16 protein-coding genes are annotated in these 23613 nt (G+C 68.1%); 7 read left to right on the top strand and 9 right to left on the bottom strand.

Annotation, left to right across the window (positions count from 1 at the left end):
- Positions 1-16: 16 nt before the first annotated feature.
- The 6 genes from QWY80_RS06015 to metG all read right to left on the bottom strand — a co-directional run bounded on the left by QWY80_RS06015 (position 17) and on the right by metG (position 7022).
- A complete protein-coding gene (locus QWY80_RS06015) occupies positions 17-2077 on the bottom strand; it encodes a 3'-5' exonuclease (RefSeq protein WP_290229807.1) in 2061 nt (686 codons plus the stop codon).
- Positions 2077-2448, bottom strand: a complete 372-nt coding sequence (locus QWY80_RS06010; RefSeq protein ID WP_290229806.1) for a response regulator transcription factor — start codon at positions 2446-2448, stop codon at positions 2077-2079. Before QWY80_RS06010 ends, QWY80_RS06015 begins: the two co-directional genes overlap by 1 nt.
- A gap of 120 nt (positions 2449-2568) precedes the next feature.
- On the bottom strand, positions 2569-3324 hold the full coding sequence (locus QWY80_RS06005; protein WP_290229805.1) for a YdcF family protein: 756 nt from the start codon (positions 3322-3324) through the stop codon (positions 2569-2571).
- A gap of 68 nt (positions 3325-3392) precedes the next feature.
- The gene (nth, locus tag QWY80_RS06000; RefSeq protein WP_290229804.1) at positions 3393-4028 is read right to left on the bottom strand and encodes an endonuclease III; all 636 of its coding nucleotides are present in this window, start codon (positions 4026-4028) and stop codon (positions 3393-3395) included.
- Positions 4029-4188: 160 nt separating this feature from the next.
- A complete protein-coding gene (locus QWY80_RS05995) occupies positions 4189-4977 on the bottom strand; it encodes an RnfABCDGE type electron transport complex subunit B (RefSeq protein ID WP_290229803.1) in 789 nt (262 codons plus the stop codon).
- An 8-nt stretch (positions 4978-4985) separates the two neighbouring features.
- Complete coding sequence (gene metG / locus QWY80_RS05990; RefSeq protein WP_290229801.1) at positions 4986-7022, bottom strand: methionine--tRNA ligase; 2037 nt, start codon at positions 7020-7022, stop codon at positions 4986-4988.
- A gap of 278 nt (positions 7023-7300) precedes the next feature.
- On the opposite strand from metG, the gene QWY80_RS05985 reads away from it, so the two are divergent.
- A complete protein-coding gene (locus QWY80_RS05985) occupies positions 7301-7570 on the top strand; it encodes a hypothetical protein (protein WP_290229800.1) in 270 nt (89 codons plus the stop codon).
- 10 nt (positions 7571-7580) lie between these two features.
- Here the strand turns inward: QWY80_RS05985 and QWY80_RS05980 are convergent, their stop codons facing one another.
- The 3 genes from QWY80_RS05980 to QWY80_RS05970 all read right to left on the bottom strand — a co-directional run bounded on the left by QWY80_RS05980 (position 7581) and on the right by QWY80_RS05970 (position 12712).
- A complete protein-coding gene (locus QWY80_RS05980; protein WP_290229799.1) occupies positions 7581-10736 on the bottom strand; it encodes a transglycosylase domain-containing protein in 3156 nt (1051 codons plus the stop codon).
- Between the two features lie 84 nt (positions 10737-10820).
- The gene (gene thiI, locus QWY80_RS05975; protein ID WP_290229798.1) at positions 10821-12302 is read right to left on the bottom strand and encodes a tRNA uracil 4-sulfurtransferase ThiI; all 1482 of its coding nucleotides are present in this window, start codon (positions 12300-12302) and stop codon (positions 10821-10823) included.
- A gap of 128 nt (positions 12303-12430) precedes the next feature.
- A complete protein-coding gene (locus QWY80_RS05970) occupies positions 12431-12712 on the bottom strand; it encodes a hypothetical protein (protein ID WP_290229797.1) in 282 nt (93 codons plus the stop codon).
- Positions 12713-13122: 410 nt separating this feature from the next.
- Between QWY80_RS05970 and QWY80_RS05965 the strand changes: the two genes are divergently transcribed.
- From QWY80_RS05965 to QWY80_RS05940, 6 genes are all read left to right on the top strand, one after another.
- Positions 13123-15000: a TolC family outer membrane protein gene (locus tag QWY80_RS05965; protein WP_353960440.1), complete on the top strand. Its 1878-nt coding sequence runs from the start codon at positions 13123-13125 to the stop codon at positions 14998-15000.
- Positions 15001-15033: 33 nt separating this feature from the next.
- Entirely contained in the window at positions 15034-17199 is a 2166-nt protein-coding gene (locus tag QWY80_RS05960; protein WP_290229795.1) for a type I secretion system permease/ATPase, read from the top strand.
- The gene (locus QWY80_RS05955; protein ID WP_290229794.1) at positions 17199-18629 is read left to right on the top strand and encodes an HlyD family type I secretion periplasmic adaptor subunit; all 1431 of its coding nucleotides are present in this window, start codon (positions 17199-17201) and stop codon (positions 18627-18629) included. Before QWY80_RS05960 ends, QWY80_RS05955 begins: the two co-directional genes overlap by 1 nt.
- Entirely contained in the window at positions 18630-19253 is a 624-nt protein-coding gene (locus QWY80_RS05950; protein WP_290229793.1) for a response regulator transcription factor, read from the top strand.
- A gap of 144 nt (positions 19254-19397) precedes the next feature.
- The gene (locus QWY80_RS05945) at positions 19398-23231 is read left to right on the top strand and encodes a retention module-containing protein (RefSeq protein WP_290229792.1); all 3834 of its coding nucleotides are present in this window, start codon (positions 19398-19400) and stop codon (positions 23229-23231) included.
- A 35-nt stretch (positions 23232-23266) separates the two neighbouring features.
- The gene (locus QWY80_RS05940) at positions 23267-23605 is read left to right on the top strand and encodes a tryptophan synthase subunit beta like protein (RefSeq protein WP_290229791.1); all 339 of its coding nucleotides are present in this window, start codon (positions 23267-23269) and stop codon (positions 23603-23605) included.
- Positions 23606-23613 lie beyond the last annotated feature (8 nt).

The raw sequence follows: 23613 nt of genomic DNA, 5'->3' as shown, positions 1-23613 counted from the left end.
CGGACGGCGAGTGGGGTCATGAGGCGCAGGCATCCTCCCTGTCCAGGGCGCTGGCCTGCAGGGCCAGTGCCTGCTCCAGGGTCTCGATGCCGCGGGCCTCAAGGCGCGGCAACAGGGCCAGCCACAACTCGGCGGTGACCCGGGCGTCCCCCAGGGCGGTGTGGCGGGTGCCGGGCGGGAAGCTCAGGGCATAGCGTTGCGCGAGGCTGTCCAGGTCGTGGCCGTCGAGGCTGGCATCCAGGGCGCGCGAAAGCAGCAGGGTATCGAGCACCGGCATGTCCAGGTTCACCTCGGCGCCCGACGGCTGCAGGGCGAGCAGGTCGAAGGCGGCGTTGTGGGCCAGGATCACCGCATCGCCGATATAGTCGCGGAAGCGTGGCAGCGCCACCGACAGCGGCGGGGCGCCGGCCACGTCGTCGTCGGTGATGCCATGGATGGCGGTGCTGGCCGGCGGGATCGGTCGACCCGGGTCGACGCGCACGTCGAAGGTGTCGCTGGCCAGCAGCCGGGCGTTGACGATCCGGCAGGCACCGAGGCTGATCACGGTGTCGCCGCGGCGCAGCTCCAGGCCGGTGGTCTCGGTGTCGAAGGCCACCACCTCCAGGGTGCGCAGCGGCCGGGCGGCGAGCTCGGCATCCGGCGGCGGCAGCTCGGCGATGCCGAAGTCGTGGAACTCGGGCCGCGGCGGGGTGGCCGGCCGTGGCGCACCCACCCGCTCGACGGCCGGCAGCGGCAGGCGCAGCCGGGCGTGCTCACCGTCCGCATCGGCCAGGCTCCAGGCGTCGCTGGCATGCTGGCGCAGCACGTCGGCGACCCGGGGCGAGAACGGCAGGTCGTCGAGACGCTGCGCTTGCCACTCGGCCAGGCGGCGTTCGCCGAGCGGTTGGCCACGCCAGATCAGGTCCAGGTAGACGCGCCGGTTGCCCAGGCACACCTCGCCCTCGAGTGCCATGTCGCCCAGGGCCAGGGAGGGCGCCTCCAGCAGCGATTCCAGCAGCACCAGCAGGGCGATGGCGTCGCCTCTGAGCCAGGCAGGCATGCCCACCGGGGTCACCCGGCGCGGCGCGGCGCGGCGCTCGTTGAGCGCGGCCCAAAGGTCGTTGGACCACAGCGGTACCAGGCGTTCGCCCTCCTGCTGCATGCGCTCCAGCAGCGTGGCGAGTCGCTCGATGTCCCGGCCCAGGGCCTGGCTCTCCTCTTCGATCACGCCCTCCAGGCGGTGGCGCAGTTCGCCGGACGCCTCGGGGAGGGCGCCCAGGGCATCGGCGGCGCTGGTCAGGCTGGCGCCGTGGCGGCGCAGGCGCGGCAGACCGTCGAGCAGCTCCGCCCGGGCGCCCATCTCGCTGGTCCAGGCCGCGGTGGTGTCGGTCAGGGTCAGCAGGGTCTCGCCGTGGCTGCCCGGCACGCGGCGCAGCATGGCGCGCAGCCAGCGTTCACCGTTGGGCACCAGGACCTCGCGGGGTGTGCCGTCGGCGGGTAGCTGCCCCAGGGCGTCCCGCAGGCTGGTGGTCGGCAGCAGGGACTCGAGCCGCTTGCCCAGCCCCAGGCCGGCCTGGCCCTCGAATAGCGTCTCGGCGGCCTGGTTGAAGAGCAGGATGCGGCGGTGGTGGTCGCACAGCAGCAGCGGGGTCTCGAGCACCTGCAGCAGGGCCTCGAGTTCCTGGCGGATGCGCGCCGCGCTGCGTGCGCCTTCGGCATGGGCGGTAGCCAGGCGCGTGCGGTCGCTGTGCCAGGCCTCGCGGATGCGCATCAGGTCGGGGCCCAGGCCGCGCAGCCAGCCCTCGGGGGGATAGTCGTCGCGGGCATCGGGGTTGGCCACCAGGCGGGCCAGCTGCACCTGGAGGTGACGCAGCGGCGTGAACAGCTGGCGCTCGAGCAGCAGGCCGACCAGGAAGATGGTGGCGCCACCGGAGAAGCAGCCCAGCCACAGCACCAGGCGGGCGACACCCTGGGGCGCGAGGAGGGAGTCGAGCCACAGGGCGAAGACGGCGCCGCCGAGCAGGCTGATGCCGCTGAGCAGCAGCCACAGCCCCACCAGCGGCTGGCGTCGGGGCAGGCCGGAGGCACGACGCGCCATCAGGGGACCTCGGCGAGCAACGTCTTGACCTTCTCGACCAGTGCTTGGGTGGAGAAGGGCTTGGTGACATAGTCGTCGGCGCCGAGCGCCATGCCCTTCTCGCGCTCGACCTCGCGGCCGTGGGCGGTGAGCATGATGATCGGCAGGCGGGCATTGGTGGGGTCGGCGCGCAGGCGCTCGAGCACGTCGAAGCCGCTGATGCCCGGCAGGCTGATATCGAGGAGCACCAGGTCAGGGGTGCCCTCGGCGACGCGTTCCAGGGCGCTTTCGCCGTCCTCGGCGGTCACTACCTCGAAGCCGGCCTGCTGCATGAGGAACTCCAGGGAGAGAACGATATTGGGCTCATCGTCCACTACCAGCACCTTGGCCATGGGCGCGCTCCTCGTTTTCCTTTGGATAATGCCATCTTACCGATCAGTCTAGCGGGACTGACCGGGACGGCATAGGCGACCTTGGCAGGACGGCCGGGAGTGCCGGCGTGCGGTGGTCGCTCAGCGGGTCAGGTCGGCCAGCCGTGAGCCGAGAGAGCGTGTGGCCCGTCCCAGCCACTCGTGCAGGGCCCGGGTGCTCTGGTGCAGGTGGTAGGCGCGTGGCAGCCAGCCGTGGAGTCCCGGTGGCGGGGCGCTGGCGAATTCGGTCGGGGCCGGGATGACCGTCAGGCCGGTATCCTCGAACTCGGCGCTGGCGCGGGGCAGGTGCCAGGCCTGGGAGACCAGGGCGATGCGTTCGATGTCGTCATGCGCCAGCATGGCGGCGCTGAGTCGGGCATTCTCGGCGGTGTTGCGGCTCTCGCCCTCCAGCCAGCGCACCGGTACCCCGAACACCTCGCGTAGTGCCGCGGCCATCAGGCTCGCCTCGGCACTGTGTTCGTCGTGGACGCGGCCGCCGCTGACCAGGATCGGCAGGCCGCTCTCGCGGTGCAGATGGGCGCCGTAGGCCAGGCGCCGCCAGGTGGCATTGGCGGGGGCGTCGCCCCAGCCGAACTCCGGGGCCCTGTAGTCGCGGCCCCCGCCCAGGATGACGATGGCCTGGGCGCGACCCAGGCTACCCGGCCCCGGCAGCGGCTCGGGTTCGAGTCCCTGGCGCAGGGCATGGCTGGCCCAGGGCGTGGCCAGCGCCAGCAGGCTGATGAGCCCCAGGGCGACCAGCAGGCCGCCGAGTATGCGCCGGGTACCGAGCAGCAGGCCTGCCAGCACCAGCAGGGCGTTGATCACGGGGGGCAGCAGCAGGTATTTGAGGATTTCCATCGCTCGGCCTCGGCAGATACTGGTGTTCCGCAGTCAAGCAGCCTCGCCATGGGCCTGCCACTGGGCCGCTACAGTTCGGTCTTCTCGGTGAACTCGCAGAGGTCCTCGATGATGCAGCTGCCGCAGTGCGGCCGGCGCGCCACGCAGGTGTAGCGGCCGTGGAGGATCAGCCAGTGGTGGGCGTCCTGGCGAAACTCCCGGGGTACATGGCGCAGCAGCTTCCGCTCGACCTCCACCACGTCCTTGCCCCTGGCCAGGCCGGTGCGGTTCGCCACCCGGAAGATATGGGTGTCCACGGCGATGGTCGGCTCGCCGAAGGCGGTGTTGAGGATGACGTTGGCGGTCTTGCGGCCCACGCCGGGCAGTGCTTCCAGGGCGGCGCGGGTGCGGGGGACCTCGCCGGCGTGCTTCTCGACCAGGAGCCGGCAGGTCTTCATCAGGTTCTCGGCCTTGGTGTTGTAGAGGCCGATGGTCTTGATGTGCTCCTTGAGGCCGTCGAGGCCCAGGTCGAGGATCGCCTGGGGGGTGTTGGCGACGGGGAAGAGGCGCGCGGTGGCCTTGTTGACGCCCACGTCGGTGGCCTGGGCGGAGAGCAGCACCGCGACGAGCAGCTCGAAGGGGGTCTCCCAGTGGAGCTCGGTGGTGGGCTCGGGATTGTGGTCGCGCAGCCGCGCGAAGATCTCGTAGCGTTTCTGGGCGTTCATGGCATTCCCTGGCGAGAGCGAGGGGCGCCGGGGGCAGGCCGAAGAGGAGGTCCTACGCCAGGGATGGCGTCGGTAGCGTACACGGAGGTATTCACAGCGCCTCCTCGCAGGCCTGCCACCGGATCAGCCCCGAGCGGTGAGTACGGTATGTTGTCTCGAGTCATTCGGCTGCGCTTGTCTGTTCCAGCGCCTGGCGGGCCTCGGCGAGCAGCCGCTCGGCCTCGGGCAGCTGCGCCCGGGCGGTGGCTTCCGCCTCGGCGTCGCCACGCCGGCGGGCGCTGTCGAGGTGCTGCTGCACGCGCTTCATGGCCTGCTCGGCGGCCTTGACCGCCATCCGGCGGCGGCGCGTCTCACCCGCCCCGCCACCGGCCTCACCGCGCTGGGCGCCCTGGCGCCGCTGCATCAGCCGGCGCTGGCGCTCGAGGCGTTTCTCGCGAGCCTCACGGGCCAGGCGTTGCTGGCGTGCCCGATGGCGACGGCGGCCGGTTTCGGCGCGTCGCGCCAGGTAGGCGTGACGCTCGGCGCCGGTCTCCGCGGCCTGCCAGCCGGGGTGGGGGAGCAGGTCGATGCAGTCCACCGGACAGGGCGCCACGCACAGCTCGCAGCCGGTGCATTCGTCGACGATCACGGTATGCATGCGCTTGGCGGCGCCGACGATGGCATCCACCGGGCAGGCCTGCAGGCATTTGGTGCAGCCGATGCATTCGTCCTCGCGGATCCAGGCCGCCAGCGGCGGCTGGGCGGGCTGCGCCAGCGGCTGGGCGGGCTGGCCGGTGAGCTCGGCGAGCCTGGCCAGGGTGGCCTCGCCGCCGGGTGGGCAGCGGTTGATCGCCTCGCCTCCGGCGATGGCCTCGGCGTAGGGGCGACAGCCGGGATGCCCGCACTTGCCGCACTGGGTCTGGGGCAGTTCGGCGTCAATGGCATCGATCAAGCGGGCGTCGGCGGTCACGGCATACCTCAGCGGACACGCTGTCCGGGCTCGGCGCCGCTGTCCGGGGACAGCAGGTAGATGCCGCCGTCGTCGCCGGCGGCCAGCACCATGCCCTCGGAGACGCCGAAACGCATCTTGCGCGGCGCCAGGTTGGCGACCATCACCGTCAGCCGGCCCTCCAGGGCCTCGGGGGCGTAGGCGGAGCGGATGCCGGCGAAGACGGTGCGGGTCTCGCCGCCCAGGTCGAGGGTCAACTGGAGCAGCTTGTCGGCCCCCTCGACGTATTCGGCCTTGGCGATGCGTGCGATCCGCAGGTCGACCCTGGCGAAGTCGTCGAAGGCGATCTCCTCGGCGATGGGGTCATCGGCCAGCGGCCCCTTCGGGGTTTCCTTGAGCTTCTGTTCTTCCACCAGGTCCTCCTTGGATGCCTCGATCATGGCATCGATCCTGTCCCGCTCCACGCGGGTCATCAGCGGCTTGAACTTGGCGATCTCGTGGCCCAGCAGCAGCTCGTGGCGGCTCTCCCAGTCGAGGTCGTCGAGCCTGAGGAAGTGGCGTGCCCCTTCGGCCATGGCCGGGACCACCGGTGCGAGGTAGACCATCAACTGGCGGAAGAGGTTGATGCCCACCGAGCAGATGTCGAGCACCTCCTGCTCCTTGCCCGCCTGCTTGGCCAGCACCCAGGGCTCGGCCTCGGCGATGTAGGTGTTGGCCTCGTCGGCCAGTTCCATGACCAGGCGCATGGCGCGGCCGAACTCGCGGGCCTCGAAGTGCTCGGCGATCTCGTCGCCGGCGGTGATGAAGCGCGCGACGAGATCGGGTTCCGTACAACGTTCCGACAGTGTCCCGCCTCCCAGCTTCTTGACGAAGCCGGCGCAGCGGCTGGCGATGTTGACCACCTTGCCCACCAGGTCGCTGTTGACCCGCTGGGCGAAGTCCTCGAGGTTGAGGTCGAGGTCGTCGACTCCCGAGGTGAGCTTGGCGGCGAAGTAGTAGCGCAGGTATTCGGGGTTGAGGTGCTCGGCGTAGGTGGCGGCCTTGATGAAGGTGCCGCGGGACTTGGACATCTTGGCGCCGTTCACTGTCACGAAGCCGTGGCAGTTCACCGCGGTGGGGGTACGCAGGCCTGCACCGTGCAGCATGGCAGGCCAGAACAGGGCGTGGAAGTAGACGATGTCCTTGCCGATGAAGTGGTAGACCTCGGCGTCGCTGTTCTTCTTCCAGTAGGTGTCGAAGTCGAGCCCCTCGCGCTCGCAGAGGTTCTTGAAGCTGGCCAGGTAGCCGATGGGAGCGTCCAGCCAGACGTAGAAGTACTTGCCCGGGGCATCGGGAATCTCGAAGCCGAAGTAGGGGGCATCGCGGGAGATGTCCCACTCGTTGAAACCGGCCTCGAACCACTCCATCAGCTTGTTGCGGATCTGCGGTTGGACGTGGCCGTGGTCGATCCAGCGTTTGAGGAAGTCGGCGAAGTCGGGCAGCTTGAAGAAGAAGTGGGTGGAGCTGCGCACCTCGGGGGTGGCCCCGGAGATCGCCGACACCGGGTCGATCAGCTCGGCCGGGGTGTAGGTGGCGCCGCACGCCTCGCAGTTGTCGCCGTACTGGTCGTCGGTCCGGCACTTGGGACAGGTGCCCTTGATGAAGCGGTCGGCCAGGAAGAGTCCCTTCACCGGGTCGTACATCTGCTCGATGTCGCGGGTGGCGATATGGCCGGCGTCACGCAGCCGGGTGTAGATCAGCTCGCTGAAATGGCGGTTCTCTTCGGAGTGGGTCGAATGGTAGTTGTCGAAGGCCACGCCGAAGGTGGCGAAGTCGGCCTGGTGCTCGCGGCTGACGCGGTCGATCAGCGCCTCGGAAGTGATGCCTTCCTGTTCGGCGCGCAGCATGATGGCGGTGCCGTGGGCGTCGTCGGCGCACACGTAGCGGCACTCATGACCACGACTCTTCTGGAAGCGGACCCAGATGTCGGTCTGGATGTACTCCAGCAAGTGGCCCAGGTGGATGGCCCCGTTGGCATAGGGAAGGGCGCTGGTGACCAGTATCTGGCGCGGGGCGGTGTTCGACATGGTGGCTCTGAGGTTCCCGTGGCGTGGTACATGGAGGCCGACTCGACGCCTGGGCGAAGTCGAGGCCGCCATGCGAAATGTCCGTGAAATCAGGCCTCGATTGTAGCATCTTCCGCGCCAGCTGCACCCGTACCCCCTCGCCTGGCGGTCCCGCGACGACTAAGCTGGCTAGAGCGGTTCCGCAAATCGCGCATCCCCCTCACCATACGGGGCCAGGGCGTTGCCAGGCGGTGAAGGCGACCCTCCTGCCGCCCCGGCGCTTCATGGAGGTAGACGCCATGTCCCGTCAACTACTTCTTCTGTGGCTTGGCCTGGCCGTGCTGCTGGCCGGTTGCACCGGCGGCGCCATCGCGCCGCGCTACACCAGCGAGGATCCCGACATCATGCGGATCGGTAACGAGCGTCCCGCCGATCCCCAGGTCACCATCGAGAATCTGGGGTCCTACTGCCTGGAGATCACCGAGACCTGGAGCGAACAGGGCGCGACGCCCGATGGCCAGAACCTGTGGGCCTTGAACACCCGGCGTGAGGTGGTGCCCTGTCAGTGAGGCAACGCGCTCAGGAGCTGCCGCCCCCTGGCGTGGAATCTGCCATCAGCATGTCCTGGCCGTCTGCCGGGCGGCAGCCGGTCCGGACGGCGGGGGGCAGATAGGGGGAGAGGATCGGCTCCATGCCCTTGAATGCCTGGACGGGCAGGGCCGAGGTGAACCGGAAGTCGTCCGACTCCTGGCCAGCCACGTAGGCGGTGAGGGTGCCGAAGTGGTCCTCGCCCAGATAGAAGACGAAGGTGGCGGTGCGGTTGCGTGCTTCGGAGTGGAGCACCTGGCCCGTGCGCGTCACCGTCTCGAAGCGGTTGTTGCCGGTTCCCGTCTTGCCGCCGAGGGCCACAGGCGTGCCGTCGTCGAGGGCGAAGCTGCCATGCAGACGGCGTGCGGTGCCGCCTTCCACCACCTGCTGCAGGGCCTCGTGCAGCACGGCGGCCACCTCGGGGGCCATCACGCGTCGTGCACGTTCGGCGTCGGGCAGGAAGCGGGTCTCGTAGGGCGTGCCCTCGGCGAAATGCAATTCGTCGATGCGCCGGGTAGGTAGGCGAACCCCGTCATTGAGAATGATGCCCATGAGTTCGGCCAGCGCCGCGGGGCGGTCGCCGGAACTGCCCAGGGCGGTGGCCAGCGATGGCACCAGGTGGTCGAAGGGGTAGCCCAGCCGGACCCAGCGCTGATGCAGGTCGAGGAAGGCCTCGACCTCGAGCATGGTGCGAATGCGTACGTCGCGGGCGTTGCGGTGGCGGGTCCGGAACAGCCAGCCGTAGACTTCCTGGCGAGCGTCGCGGCTGGCGAACTCGGCATCCGCGTAGCTGGCGTCGGGGCGGTCGGCCAGGAAGCCGACCAGCCACAGCTCCAGTGGGTGTACGCCGGCGATGTAGCCCTGGTCGGAGAGGCTCAGGTCCTGGGGCGCGGTGCCGTCGAACAGTGCCGTCGGCCGGGCGCTGTCAGGCAGTCCGCCAGGCAGCCGTTCGGCGAGGAAGGCGGTGAAGCCGATCAGGTCGGCCTCGGGATGGAGATAGCGGTAGACCGCGGCGATTCGTCGGGCGTCGGGTTTCAGGCCGCCGAGGAAGGCCTCCAGGCGGGCCTTGCTGTCCAGGTTCCGGTACTTGCGCCAGAAGCGCTGCAGGAAGACGCGTCCCTCGCGGTCGGCGAAGCTCTGCAGGTAGTCGAGGCGACGCGGGTCCCCGTCGTCCTCGAGGAGCCGACGGCGGTCGGCGTCCTGGTGGATGCTGTAGTTGACCAGGTCGCGCAGCAGGCGCACGAAGGGCAGGTTGAGCGATTCGCGCAGCGCCTCTGCGAGGGTCGGGTTGCGTCCATTGTCCTCGCGGCGGAAGTTGCTGAAGGTGTGGCGGCCGCCACCGGTGAAGAAGGCCTCGTGGGGGCTCGCCGAGTAACGCCGCTGCATGGCGGCGTCCAGCAGATCGCGCAGGGACCGCTGGGGGTCGTCGATCAGCCGGTCCAGCACCCAGCGCCGGATGGGGTCCTGGCGATCGACCGCGAGGCCGCGGAGCTCATCGGCCGGGCGGTGCGCATGGCGCGCGTGCAGTTCCGCGATGACCTCCAGGTAGGTGGCCAGCACCCGCAGCTTGGCGGTGGAGCCGAGCTCCAGCTTGCTGCCTGAGTTGATGTCGAAGGGCTGGTCGCCGTTGTCGGTCTGGACCCTGACCCGGAAGCCGTCCTCGCCGCGCTCGAAGAGGGTGAAGCTGTAGCGTACCTCGGTGGTCTTCTCGGGGGAGAGCAGGCGCTCGCCGATCAGGCCGACCTCGGCGGCGAACTCGGGGTCGGCCAGCCGATGGAGGTAGTCGGTGACCTCGCGCTGCAGTTCGCCGTGCAGGGTGGTCCGGGCGGAGAGGTCGAAGCGGTCGAGTTCGTAGAGGGATACGTCCAAGAGCCCGGCCAGCCGCGTGCGGGCGACGCGCAAGCCCTTGTCGTCCTCGACCCGTCGCCGCAGCGGGGCGGCCTCGAAGTCGCGGAAGGCGAGCGGCTGTTGCCGGGCGGTATCCCGTAACGCCGGACTCAGTATCCCTTCGGACGCCAGCAGATCCAGGTAGGTGTCGGTGAGTCGCTCCAGTTCGTTGCGGCCGCCGTCGAGGTACCAGGACGGGCGCCGCTGGGCGATCATCAAGGCGAGCGCTCGGCGTACCGCCCGCGCCTGATCGGGAGTGGGGGAGGTGGCGGCTCGGGCCGCGGACAGCAGGTGGTTGGTCGCCTCGAAATCGGCCCCGAACCAGACCCGGAGTCCGTCGCCCAGCCCGTGCACCTCGCCGTAACCCGGGGCGGCGGAGAGCGGCACGCTGTTGAGGTAGTCCAGGGCCACGTCCTGGCGGGCGCTGAGGGTCTCGGGGCCATTGCGGTAGCCGCGCACGCTGGCCGAAATCATCTGGCGCAGCTTCTCCATGGGGCCGACGGTGAGGCCGCCGGGGGAGTGGCGGTACTTCTCGATCTGGGTGGCCAGGGTGCTGCCGCCGGCCGACTGGCCGGGCATGTCCAGGGCCTGACCGACCTGGGAGAGGGCGGCGCGGGCGAAGCGGGGCCAGTCCACCGCGGGGTTGGCGTGGGGGGCGTCCTCGTTCAGCAGCTGGCGATTCTCGATGTAGAGCAGCATCTCCACCACCAGCGGCGGTATTTCCTCGAAGCGCACGTAGTGGCGCTGCGGATGGTGGAAGCGATAGAGGTCGTCGCCGGTGCAGGTGGCCAGGGACAGGCCGGCCCGGGTCTTCTCCCGATAGGGCGGGAAGAACCCCCGCTCGACGTAATCCAGCAGGGCGGGCGAGAAGCGCGCCTGGCGCTCGACGTGGAAGTCACGCTGCAGCAGGCGGGACTGGAAGTCGGGCAGCCGGGTGTAGCCCAGACGATCGTCGAAGGGGCCGTGATCCGGCACGTGCCAGCGGTCGCTGGGGCCCGGGGCCAGGGTATAGGTCAGGGTGCCGGCGTAGCGCGACAGCTCACGGGACTGGAAGTGCGAGGTGCGTGCCTCGGCCACCAGCAGGCCGGCGATGGCGAACGCCAGCAGCACGAGTACCAGCAGCACCCACGGCCAGAGCGGTCGCCGATGCGCGGCGGGTGGGGTGAGCCGGTTGCCCGGTGGCCGCGGCCAGCCGGGATCCAGCAACACCTCGCCGGTGCCGGGGTCACGCTCGGGAAGCCGCGCCTTGTGCCTGGCCATTTCCGCACTCCTCGGGGCCCTTCGTAACAGAAGGTATCTCCTTGTAGCGTAGAAGCTTCCGAGCGAGGCGGGGCAAGGGATTCGCTATTCGTCGCCGGGGACGCGATAGACGCCGAAATGGGTCAGGCCGCGGTCGTGGAGATGCAGTGCCTGCATGCGGCTCATCACGCCCTGGTCGCAGTAGAGGAAGTAACGCCTTTCCCTGGGCAGGCCGGGCGCGTGCTCCTGGAGTTCGTAGAAGGGGATCTCCAGGCATGGCACCTCGGGCAGCTCCAGCGGGGCGGCGTCGCGTTCCTGAGGGGGGCGGATATCGATGACGCTGACGTCCTGCCGACCGGCCAGCTCGGCGGAGGATTCCACGACCGGGACCTCGCCGGGAAGCTGCCGGCGTTCCGCCAGCCGGTCGGAGCGGGTGACCTCGGCGTCGGCGATGGCGGCCTCGAGCACCGCGAAGTCGAACTGCGACTCGGCTTCCTCGATCCGGTCGCGTCGGGCACGGGTATGCGGGCGCCGGGAGATGACGCCGCAATATTCGGGCATGGTTTCGGCGAAGCGTGCGGTGTCGATGACACGGGCCTGGGCGATGATCTCCTGCTTGTCCTCGGTGAGCAGCGGCCGCAGTACCGGCAGGTCGCTGGCGTCATCGATCAGCGCCAGGTTGGTGAGGGTCTGGCTGGACACCTGGGCGATGGCGTCACCGGTGACCAGTGCCGGCACCCGTGAGCGCCGTGCGATGCGCGAGGCGGCGCGCACCATCATGCGCTTGAGCACCACCCCCATCAGGCCGTCCGGCACCCGGCGCAGGATCTCGGCCACCACCGGCTCGAAGGGTACCGAGATGAAGTTGACCCGGTGGGAGAGGCTGTAGCGTCGCCAGAGGTGGTGGGTGACCTCGCGCACCCCGGCCTCGTGGGCCGGCCCGCCGAGATTGAAGAACAGGAAGTGGGTCTTGATGCCACGACGCATCATCCGCCAGGCCGCCACCGGCGAGTCGAAGCCCCCCGAGATCAGCGCCATTGCCTGGCCCTGCAAGCCCAGGGGATAGCCTCCCAGGCCCGGGAGACGGCGGTCGATGAGGCGCAGGCGACGGTCCACCACCTGGACGGGAACGTCGACCTCGGGACGGGTGAGATCGACCCTGGCATCTCCGCAGGCCGCCAGCAGCCGCGCCCCGAGGTGGCGCTCCATGTCGTGCGAGGAGAAGTCATGCTCGCCACGCCGCTTGGCCGAGACGCGGAAGCGTTTCCCCTCGATGCGTCCCTGCCACATGGGCACGATATGCCCGGCGATATCGTCCAGGGTCCGGAAGTCTACCTCGCGAACCACCTGAATCTCCTGGATGCCGGGGATGCGCCCGAGCCGCTGCTCGACCTCGCCGACGCCGTCGCTGCCCAGGTCCTCGGGGAGGATCACCTGCAGCAGGTCCCAGCGCTCCTTGACGCCGATGCGTTCGTCCAGCGGTTTCAGGGTGTTGCGTACGTTGGCCGTCAGGCACCGGGTCATGTGGCGCCGTACGGAGCGTGACTTGATGGTGATCTCGGGGAACAGCTTGAGCAGGTAGTACATCGTCAGGGTTCTGTATAATGTCTGTAGAAACAATTGCTTGTCATTCTACCAGAGCCCCCGGCCTGCTGTCCGGAACGACGACGCCCGGCGCGGGCCGGGCGTCGTCGATGCCTGAGGCGGGGCCGGGCTCAGTAGAGGGCCTGCTCCTCGTTGACCACTTCCTTGAGCAGCTCCAGGAAGAGGCGGTCGGCCTCGGAGTGCTCGGCCGGGTCGTCGGGGATGTGCACGCTGGTGGTGTCCGAGATCTCGTTGGCGATACGCGCCATCACCTCCGGGGTGCCGCCATCCCGCAGGTGACGACGGGCGATCTCCAGGGATTGCTCGAGGATCTTCGGGTCCTGGAGAAGCTTCTTGATGAACCCCCGTAACTCGTTGATGACCCGGGTCTTCTGGATTTCCGATGAGGACATGGCGTTCTCCTTGTGATGACGCAGCCGTGTCGTGGCAATCGCCGTGACCATAGCACGTTTGCCCGTCGTGGAAGAGAGGCTCACGCAGCGTAAGCCGAGGCTTACATAAGAAATGTAGAAAGTCTTCGTTGTGCCATGCCCATATCACTGGACAAACGACGCCCCTGCGTTACGCTTGGTTACAAATAGTATGAGGTTTGTCACCCGCCCAGGAGGCGGTTCTTGGGGCGATAGGCTGGCGAGCGCTCTCGGTCTCGGGGAGCAGGAAACGGTCCTCGAACTCCAGCAAGCCAAGAATAAACGCACACACCGACGCTAGTGACTCCGCCCGTCCGGGCGGGTTCATGACAAGGGAACGCATGATGAAACGCCCAACGAGAAGACGCCTCCGCCAATCTCGGTTGGCCGGCTTGGCCGCCCTGGGTGTCAGCCTGACACTCCTGCCCCTGCCCGCCGCCATCGCCCAGGACCTGCCCCAGGGGCTGGCCGCACCGGGGTCATCCGACCTGATCGAAGTGGTCCGACAGGCCCTGGAGACCAACCCCGAGGTGCATGCCGCCTGGAACGGCCTGCGTGCCGCCGGCCACGACGTGGGCGTCGCGCGCGGCAATTACCTGCCGAGCATCGAGGCGACCGCCGGTCTCGGTCGAGAGGACCGTCAGTACGATAGGCGGGGCAGCTACGACACCGACTTCTACGAGCTCAGCATCACCCAGATGATCTACGACGGCTTCGCCACGCGCAGCGAGGTGGAACGCCTCGATCGCGCCAAGCTGGTGGGCTACTACGAGTTGCTGGAGGCCAGCGAGAACGTGACCCTCGAGGCGGTGCGCGCCTACCTGGATGTGAAGCGCTATCGCGAACTGGTGCGGCTGGCCCAGCAGAATTACGCCGATCACATGCGGGTCTACAACCAGATCGAGGAGCGGGTGCAGTCCGGGACCGGTCGGGGGGTGGACCTGGAGCAGATCAGCGGGCGGCTGGCCCTGGCCGAGTCGAACCTGATGACCGAGGCGTCCAACCTGCACGACGTGACGGCGCGCTTCCAGCGTATCGTCGGGAAGCTGCCCGCCGAAACCCTGGCCCCCGCCCCCGAGCTCGATGATCGGCTGCCGCCCTCGGTGGTCGAGGCCGTCGACCTGGCCTTCCAGGGCAATCCGGAGTTCCACGCCGCCATCGAGAACATCGAGGCGAGCCGTGCCGAGCAGGAGAGGACCAGGGCCGCCTTCCATCCTCGCCTGGACCTCCAGGGGCGTACCGGCACCTACCGCAACGAGAGCGGCTTCGATGGCCTGGGCAGCCGCGACCGTCACCGCATCGAGCTGGTGGCGAGCATGAACCTCTACCGTGGGGGCAGCGACCTGGCCTCCTTCCATGCCGCCAGCGATCGCGTCGAGCAGGCGACCAACCAGCGCGACCAGGCCTGCACCAACGTCCGCCAGACGACCCAGATCGCCTACAACGACACCCAGCGGCTCCGCGAGCAGCTCCAGTACCTCAACGAGCATCGCCAGTCGATCGACCGGGTGCGGGGCGCCTACCAGCAGCAGTTCGATATCGGCCAGCGCACGCTGCTCGACGTCCTGGACAGCGAGAACGAGTACTTCGAGGCCAGCCGTGCCTACGTGAATGCCCAATACGACGTGGTCCTGGCCGATGCCCGCACCCTGGCCGCCACGGGGCAGCTGATGCAGGCCCTCCAGGTGCGGCGTGACGACATGCCGACCCTGGCCGAGCTGGGCAGTGACGGGGTGGCGCTCGACCCCGAGACGATCTGCCCCGTGGAGGCAGGCATGGGCTACACCCTCGCCGACTTCACCGGCGGGATCAGCGCGCCCGCCCCGACCCGGGCGCCGGACATCACCCTCTCCGCCGATGCCCTGTTCGCCGTCAACAGCGCGGAACTCTCCGCCGAGGCGCGCGGTGAGCTCTCGGAGCTGGTCGAGCAGATCCGTGGCCGTGATGACCTGGAGCGCATCTTCATTGCCGGTCACGCCGACAGCACCGGCAGCGACGCCATCAACGATCCCCTCTCGCAGCGGCGTGCCGACAGCGTGGCCGGCTACCTGGCGAGGCAGGGGGTCGAGCGCGACCTGATCCAGACCCGCGGTTATGGCTCACGCAGGCCGGTAGCCTCCAACGATAGCGTCGAGGAGCGCCGCCAGAACCGGCGTGTGGAAGTAACCCTGGAACGTGTCGGCGAGAACCTGGACCTGGGCTTCCGGCCCGCGCCGGGCTCGACTGAAGCGGGGTCGAGCGATGCATCTGCCAGCCGCCTCGCCGGGTGATCCCGGCGGGGCCCATCGACTTCAGAGGTGTTCGTGACCCATCGAGAGTCCCTGGACCCGGCGGACTCGCGCTCGGCCGTGCCTGACGAGCTGCTCGAGTGCCTGCAGACCATCGCGACCCTGCATGATCGCACCGCCACTGCCGAGTCGCTGACCGCCGGGCTGCCGCTGGAGGCGGGGCGCTTGACCCCCGGGGTCTTCCCCCGGGCGGCGAGCCGTGCCGGCCTGACGGCCCGGCTGGTCAAGAGTCGCCTGGTGCAGTTGAACCCGGCGCTGTTCCCGGTGGTGCTGCTGCTCGAGCCGGGGCGCGCCTGCGTGCTGCTGGGCCTCGACCTCGAGGCGCGCCGGGCGCGGGTGATCTTTCCCGAGCTGGGGGACGCCGAGACCGAGGTCGCCTTGGACGGCCTCCAGGCGAGCTATGGCGGCCAGGCGATCTATGTGCGGCCGCGCTTCCATTTCGACGCGCGGGGGCCGGAGGTCACCCGACAGCGCTCGCACCACTGGTTCTGGGGGGTGATCCGCGAGAATCGCAAGCTCTACCGGGACGTCCTCGCCGGCTCGGCGATGATCAACCTGTTCGCCGTGGCCATGCCGCTGTTCGTGCTCAACGTCTACGACCGGGTGGTGCCCAACCAGGCCACCGAGACCCTGTGGGTGCTGGCGGCGGGGATCTTCATCGTGCTCTGCTTCGACCTGGCGCTGCGCCTGATGCGCAATGCCTTCGTCGACCTGGCGGCGAGCCGCGCCGACGTCGAGCTCTCCGCGTCGATCATGTCGCGGGTGCTGGGCCTGCGCCTGGAGGCGAAGCCGGCCTCGACCGGTTCCTTCGCCGCGACCCTGCAATCCTTCGAGTCGGTGCGCACCTTCATCGGCTCGGCCACCGTGGTGGCGCTGGTCGACCTGCCGTTCGTGCTGCTGTTCGCCGGGATCATCGCCCTGATCGGTCCGCCGCTGGTGATTCCGGTGCTGGTGGGCATCCTCTGCGTGCTGCTCTATGCCATGGCGGCCCAGGGCAAGCTGCACGAGCTCTCCGAGACCACCTGGCGGGTCAGTGCCCAGCGCAACGCGACCCTGGTGGAGTCGGTGTCGCAGCTGGAAACGGTGAAGACGCTGCGCGCCGAGAGCCGCCTCCAGGGCAGCTGGGAGAAGGCCTCGGCCTATCTGTCGCGTACCGCGGCCCAGCTGCGCCTGGTGAGTTCCTCGGTCTCCAGCGTCGCGCTCTGGGCCCAGCACAGCGTGGCGGTCTGCGTGATCATCATCGGGGTCTACCTGATCATCGACGGCAGCCTGACCCAGGGGGGCTTGATCGCCGCCTACCTGCTCTCCTCGCGGGCGATGGCGCCGGTCAGCCAGGCGGCCGCCCTGCTGGCGCAGTACCACCAGTCGTCGACCGCGCTGCAGTCGCTCAACGGCGTCATGGAGCGCCCCGTGGAGCGCCCCGAGGGCAAGGCCTTCGTCAGCCGGCCGGTGATCCGCGGCGAGATCCGCTTCGACAGGGTCGCGATGCGCTATCCGGAGGAGGAGCGCGAGGCGTTGCGTGACGTCACGCTGAGCATCCAGCCCGGCGAGAAGGTCGCACTGCTGGGACGCATCGGGTGCGGCAAGACCACCCTAAACAAGCTGATCCTGGGGCTCTACCAGCCCACCGCGGGGGCGGTGATGATCGATGGCGTGGACCTGCGCCAGTTCGACCCCATCCAACTGCGTCGCCAGATCGGCTACGTCCCCCAGGACGTCAGCCTCTTCTACGGCACGCTGCGCGAGAACATCGTGGCCGGTGGCGGCAGCGAGGGCGTGGATGACGAGGCACTGCTGCGGGCCCTGGAGCTCAGCGGCCTCGACGCCCTGGTCAACGCCCATCCCCAGGGCGTCGATCTGCAGGTGGGTGAGCGTGGGCAGGCGCTCTCCGGGGGGCAGCGCCAGGCGGTGGCGATCGCCAGGGCGCTGGTCAACGACCCGCAGGTCCTGTTGCTTGACGAGCCCAGCAGCGCCATGGATCACGCCAGCGAGGAGGCCTTCAAGGCCCATCTCAAGGCCTATGCCCGGGTCAAGACGCTGGTGGTGGTGACCCACCGCACCTCGCTGCTGTCGCTGGTGGATCGGATCATCGTCATCGATGCCGGCAAGGTGGTCGCGGACGGCCCCCGCGACAAGGTGGTCGAGGCGCTGCGCCAGGGACAGATCGGGAGGGCCCGCTGATGGCCAGGTCGGATGACAGGAGCGCCGAGCAGCGTGGCTTCGAGGCGATCGGGCGTTTCTCCGAGGTGGGCGGCAGGCCGTTTCGCCCCTTCATGGACCGCCTCTTCGCGCGCCGGGTGAGTGCCGCCCACCTCAACCGCGACTGGGCCAGCGATGCCGACTGGGCGCGCCTGCGCCAGGATCCCATCCGCGCCCGCGCCTTCCTCTATATCGTGCTGCTGGCGTTGATCGGACTGCTGGCCTGGGCGTACTTCGCGCCCATCGACGAGGTGACCCGTGGCGCCGGCCGGGTCATCCCCTCCAGCCAGATGCAGCGGGTACAGACCTACGATGGCGGCGTGGTCCAGGAGATCCTGGTCAGTGAAGGGGAACGGGTCGAGCAGGGGGAAGTGCTGATGCGCCTCGACCCCACCCGTTACCTGTCCAACTTCCGGGAGAACCGGGCCCAGGCCCTGGCACTGCGCGCCAGGGCCGAACGCCTGCGGGCGCTGGTCACCGATACCCCCTTCCAACCCGATGAGCAGTTGCGTACCGAGGTCCCCGACATCGTCGCCCAGGAGCGCGAAGTCCATGAGAGCCGGCGTGAGGAGTTGCGCGAGCAGGAGAACGTGCTGCGGGATCGCATCCGCCAACGCGAGGAGGAGCTGCGCGAGGCGCAGGCCCGGGGCGCCACGGCGCAGCGGGAGCTCAACATGGCCTCACAGGAGCTCGACCTGACGCGGCCACTGCTCGACTCCGGGGCCGTCTCCGAGGTGGACGTGCTGCGCCTGGAGCGCGAGGTGTCGCGCGCTCGGGGGGAGCGCGACCAGGCCGCGGCCGCCGTGTCGCGCCTCGAGGCGGCCGTCGAGGAGGCCGAGGGGCAGCTCAGCGAACTGGGCAGTGAACGGCGCAGCGACTGGCGTAACGACCTGGCCCAGACGCTGGGCGATCTCAATGCGCTGAACGAATCGAGCACCGGCCTGCAGGATCGGGTGCGCCTCGCCGAGGTGCGCTCGCCGGTGGCCGGCGTCGTGCAGCGGCTGCATATCACCACGCTCGGCGGGGTGGCCCAGGCTGGACAGGAGGTGGTGGAGATCGTGCCCAGCGACGACCAACTGGTGGTGGAGGCGCGCATCGCCCCCCAGGACATCGCCTTCCTGCGCCCCGGTCAGCCCGCCACCATCAAGCTGACGGCCTACGACTTCGCCATCTACGGGGGGCTCGAGGCCGAGCTCGACCATATCAGCGCCGATACCATCACCGACGACAACGACAACACCTTCTACCTGGTGCGGGTGCGCTCCACGGAGGACGCCCAGGCCCATCCGGAGATGGAGGTGATTCCCGGCATGACCGCCGAGGTCGACATCATGACCGGCAAGCGCACCGTCATGCAGTACCTGCTCAAGCCGATCCTCAGGGCCTGGAGCAACGCATTGGGAGAGCGATAGATGGCGACCTATTTCGTCAGCCAGGGACGCGACGAGATACCCCGCTGGCGCGAGGCCTTCAGCGCGGCGCGCCTGGTCGCTCCCGCTCAGGCCAGGGCCTGGGTGACTCGGGAGGATTGCGTCTGGGTGATGGCCGATGTCGAGGCCTGGCCCGGGCTGGTCGAGGTGCTCCGGCGGTCCGGGGCGGCTCTCGCCGTGATGAGCTATGCACCGACGCCACGCGAGGCCTTCCAGGCCCTGGATGCGGGCGCCAGGGCCTATGTGCATGCGCTGTCGCCGCCCGAGGTGTTGCGCCAGGCGGCGCTGGTGATCACCCACCAGGGGATCTGGGTACCGCCGGACCTGATGGCCAGGGTGGTCGGCGGTGCCTTCCAGGCGCTGGGCGGCGCCGACCGGCTGAGGGAAGAAACGCTGCAGCGGCTCACCGAGCGCGAACGCAGCGTGGCGCTCGCCGTGGTGGAGGGGCTCAGCAACAAGGAGGTGGCACGACGCCTCGGTATCACCGAGCGGACCGTCAAGGCCCACCTGGGAGCCATTTTCCGCAAGCTTGGCGTGCGTGATCGCATGCAACTGGTCCTGCGCCTGTCACAACGCGAGCCCCAGGCGCTCGAAACCGGGCATTGAGGGACCGACCTCGGCTCCTCGCCGTGGCAAGGGCCCCTCCGTGCCCGTTCCCCGGCCTGTCCTTCGGTCCAATACCCGATGCGGCCCGCCTCGCCTAGCTTTGCAGTAACGACATAACCAGAACATGACCCAGGGAGTCAGATCATGGCCATCGCAACCGTCATCGCCATCACCGGCCAGGCCTGGGCCCGGGATGCCCAGGGCAACCTGCATGAACTGCGTGTGGGCGACACCCTGGCGGAGGGCGAAGTCCTCGTCACCGCGGACAATGCCCGGGTTGAGCTCGATTTCGGGGACGGCCTCGACCCCACGCTGATCCAGGGTGGCCAGGAAGTGGCCATGACGCCGGAGCTCAGTGCGGATGAAGCCGTGACGCAGGAAGAAGCCAGCGCACTGGACGAGGACCTGGAGGCCCTGCTCACCGCCATCGACGAGGGCGAGGGCGACCTCCTCGAGGAACTGGACGCCACCGCCGCCGGGGCCGGTCCGGGCGGTGCCGCGGGAGGTGGCCACAGCTTCGTGATGCTGGGGCACATTACCGAGCAGGTCTCGTCGCTCAGCTTCGACTACGGCCTGGGCCAGTTGGAGTCCGGGGACTTCCCCGAAAACGAGCTCACCGCCTTGGCTGTCGAAGAAGAAGCCGCCTTGGCTGTCGAAGAAGAGGAAGCGCCGAACTCGCTTCCCAGCGTCGCGACCGCCGATCTCGATGGCGACATGGTCTGGGAATCCGCCCTGGCGGGTGGCAGCGGCGGTGGCACCGATACCACCACCGGCAGCTTCCAGATCGACACCGGGGATGATGGCCTGGCGCTGATCGAGGTACAGGACAGGGACGGCAACTGGACCGCCATCACCGCCGACGGCACCGCGGTGGCCGGGGAATACGGCACCCTGACCGTGAATCCCGACGGCAGCTGGAGTTACACCCTCGACGCCAACACCCTCGAGCATGACGGGAACGATGCCACCGGTACCGCCGACCAGGTGCAGGACCTGTTCGGGGTACGGGTGACCGACGACGACGGCGACGTCTCGCCGGAGGTGACGCTGACCCTCGACGTCAACGACGACGGCCCGGTGGCCCGTGACGACAACCTGGCAGGCGAGGTGGCCGAGGACGGCAGCGTCGACATCGACGTCTTCGCCAATGACACGGCCGGTGCCGACGGCGTCGACCTGGCCGGCGGCATCGCCGTGGCCAGCGGACCGAGCCAGGGTAGCGTGGTCTACAACGGCGACGGCACCTTCACCTATACCGCCGCCCCGGGGGCCGAGGGCGCCGACAGCTTCACCTACACCCTCACCGACGCGGATGGCGACACCGCCATGGCGACGGTCGGCCTGACCATCGTCCCCGATTCCGTGCCGAGCCTCCCCGTGGTGGATGCCGAGGGCGGCAACCGGGTCGACGAGGCCGCGCTGGACGACGGTAGCAATCCGAGCAGCACCGCCGAGAGCACCTCCGGCACCTTCAACGTCACCCACAGTGGCGCCGATACCACCGCGTCCCTGGTGATCGCCGGGGTGGACGTGACCAGTGGCGGCACGGTAAACGGCACCTACGGCACCCTGGAAGTGAGGCTGAACGGCGGTGGTGTCTACGAGTGGGCCTACACCCTGACTGACAACACCACGGAACATCCGGATGACGCCAGCACCGGGACCAGCGAGGGCATCCAGGACGTCTTCGAAGTCACGGTGACCGACAGCGATGGCGATACGGCGGATACCCGCATGACCATCGATGTGCTCGACGACGGTCCGGTGGCCGTCGTCGAGCCGGCGTCGGCCCTGACCGAAGGGGATTCGGCCATCGGCGGCGACCTGCTGGCCAACGACACCGAGGGGGCGGACGGCGCGACGGTCACTCATGTGGACCTGGGCAGCGGCTTTGTCGCCCTCGGTTACGGTACGGATCTCGGTGGCGGCGACTTCGGCTTCAGTGTGGCGGGCATCGGTGACTATGTGTTCAACGCCGACGGCAGTTGGGGCTTCACCCCGGCGGACAGCGTCGACAACGGCGGGGGCGATGTCGATGCCTCGTTCAGCTATCGCATCATCGACGGCGATGGCGATGCCGACGAGGCCAGCAAGGCCATCAGCATTGCGGACGGTGGTGATCCGCAGGATGCCGCCGGCATCATGCCGACGGTCGATGAGGATGACCTGGCGGGCGGCTCGGACAGCACCAAGGAATCGCTTAGCCACAGCGGTACGCTGAGCTTCACGCTGGGCAGCGACGCCTTGGTGAGCATGGCGTTCAGTACCGACCTGTCGGGGCTGATCACCGATACCGACGGCATCGCCGGAGACGAGGTGGTCTGGGCGCGCAACGGCGATACCGAGATCGTCGGCCAGATCGGCGGCGTGACGGCGATCACGCTGAGCCTGTCGAGCGTCGACCTGGCGGCCGGTACGGCGCAGGTGACGGCGACGCTGGCGAACGACTTCAAGCACCTGGCGGGCAGTGGCGAGAACAACCTGGACCTGGGCTCGGTGAACGTCGTGGCGACTGATAGTGACGGCGATACTGCGGTGGGGGCAGTGACCCCGTCGGTCGTCGATGACGTGCCTAGCATTAACTCTGTACAGAATGCAGTGGTCGGCTTCACCAGGCCTGTAGGTGTCGGACAGATTGATTTTGTTGCTGGTGCCGATGGTTCAGGTGGTTTCGATCTGAGTGGTAATGGCGATGGCGATCCAGAAAACTCCGGATATGAATACAATTACAGTGAGGGCGGTAGTACGCTGACTGCCACTTGGGCGAGTGGTCCCGATTCAGGAGAAACCCACTTCACCTTGCATGTTGATGCTTCAGGGGCGTATCGGTTTGAAGTCATAAAGCCGCCTGCCGGAAAAGATATCACCTTGGATATCCAGGCAGTGGACTCGGGCAAGTTTCCCAATGGCGTTTGGTATGATGCCGATACGGGAGAGTGGGGCAGTGACAGGGGGGCTATCAATGGCGATGTAGACCTTGCCACTGAAGCTGAAGTGAAAGTGACGTCGTCTCACGGGATCAACTCAAGTGGCGCAGGTACCGGCTTCGGGAATAATCACCTGAATCCGGGGGAAGACGTGACGTTCGAGTTCCTGGATAACGGGCAGCAAACCACCACTTCGCATGCCACGCTCGGTACGATTCGTAATGCGGGTAACGGCGCCATGCTGGTCGCCTATACAGCGATCGGTGCAGGGGATGTTGAAGAGACGGGGTATATCTACTTCGATCATACGGCAGAGTATGAGAGTGCGACTATCGAGATCAACGATTTCGAGTTCCATACACTGGTTCTGGAAGCGCAGACTTCAACCGTTTCAGTGGACGCCTCCATGATTGATAATGTGGATGGGGCGGGGACGTACTCGTCAGATGCGACCGCGAAGATCACCCTCGGCCAGGTGAGCTACCATGTCGGCGAGACTCGCTCCGATCAGGGCTTTGACTTTGCGGTTGCCATGACGGATGGGGATGACGATGTCTCTAACGCCGGGCAGTTCAGTGTGCATGTTGAGGCGGATGACCCCACAGAAGGGGAGGGTTATCACCTCGACGGTACCGCTGGAGCGGATGTGCTGATTGGTACTGCCGGCGACGATATCATGTCCAGTGGCCTGGGCGCCGATACCTTTGCCTGGAATTTCGGTGATGAGGGTGCCGAGAACGACCCGGCCGAAGATACGGTGATGGACTTCACCCTCGGCGACTTCGGAACGGATGCCGATGCGGACAAGCTGGATATCAGCGATCTCCTGCAGGGGGCGGGCTTCGGCAGCGAAGACATCGATGACTATATCCTCGCCAGGGAATCGGGAAGCGACACCATGCTGCATATCAAGCATGATGGCGGCATCGACAACGGAGATGGCAGCAATGCGGATCAGACGATCCTGCTGAAGGATGTCGGCATGGACGGTAATGATTCTTCTACCTTCATCCAGTCCCTGATCGACAGCGGCCAGCTCGATATCGAGTGACCAGGTGTCGATCAGGATTTCTCAGGAGTACGCCCATGTACATCAAGCGCGACAATGAGGGTCGCATCGAGCTGATCAGCCGCGACGAGACGCCGGAGTGTGCGGAGTACCTCCCGGCGGATTCGCCCGAGCTGCTGGCCTTCCTGATGGAGGGCGAGGGCAGTCGTGGGCCAGCGCGCTTCCAGGCCTCGGACCTGGCCTTCGTGCGGGTGCTGGAGGACGTGATCGAACTGCTGATGGACAAGGGCGTGATCAGCTTCACCGAGCTGCCGGAGGCGGCCCAGCAGAAGGTCATGGAGCGTCAGACGCTGCGTCGTCGTCTCCATGGTCTTGACCTGGTGGGGGGAGGCGACGAGGAGAGCGGCGTGATCTGACGTCAAGT

Source organism: Halomonas ramblicola, from assembly GCF_030409215.1.
GTDB lineage: Bacteria > Pseudomonadota > Gammaproteobacteria > Pseudomonadales > Halomonadaceae > Halomonas > Halomonas ramblicola.
This window is presented reverse-complemented; position numbering and strand designations above follow the sequence as displayed.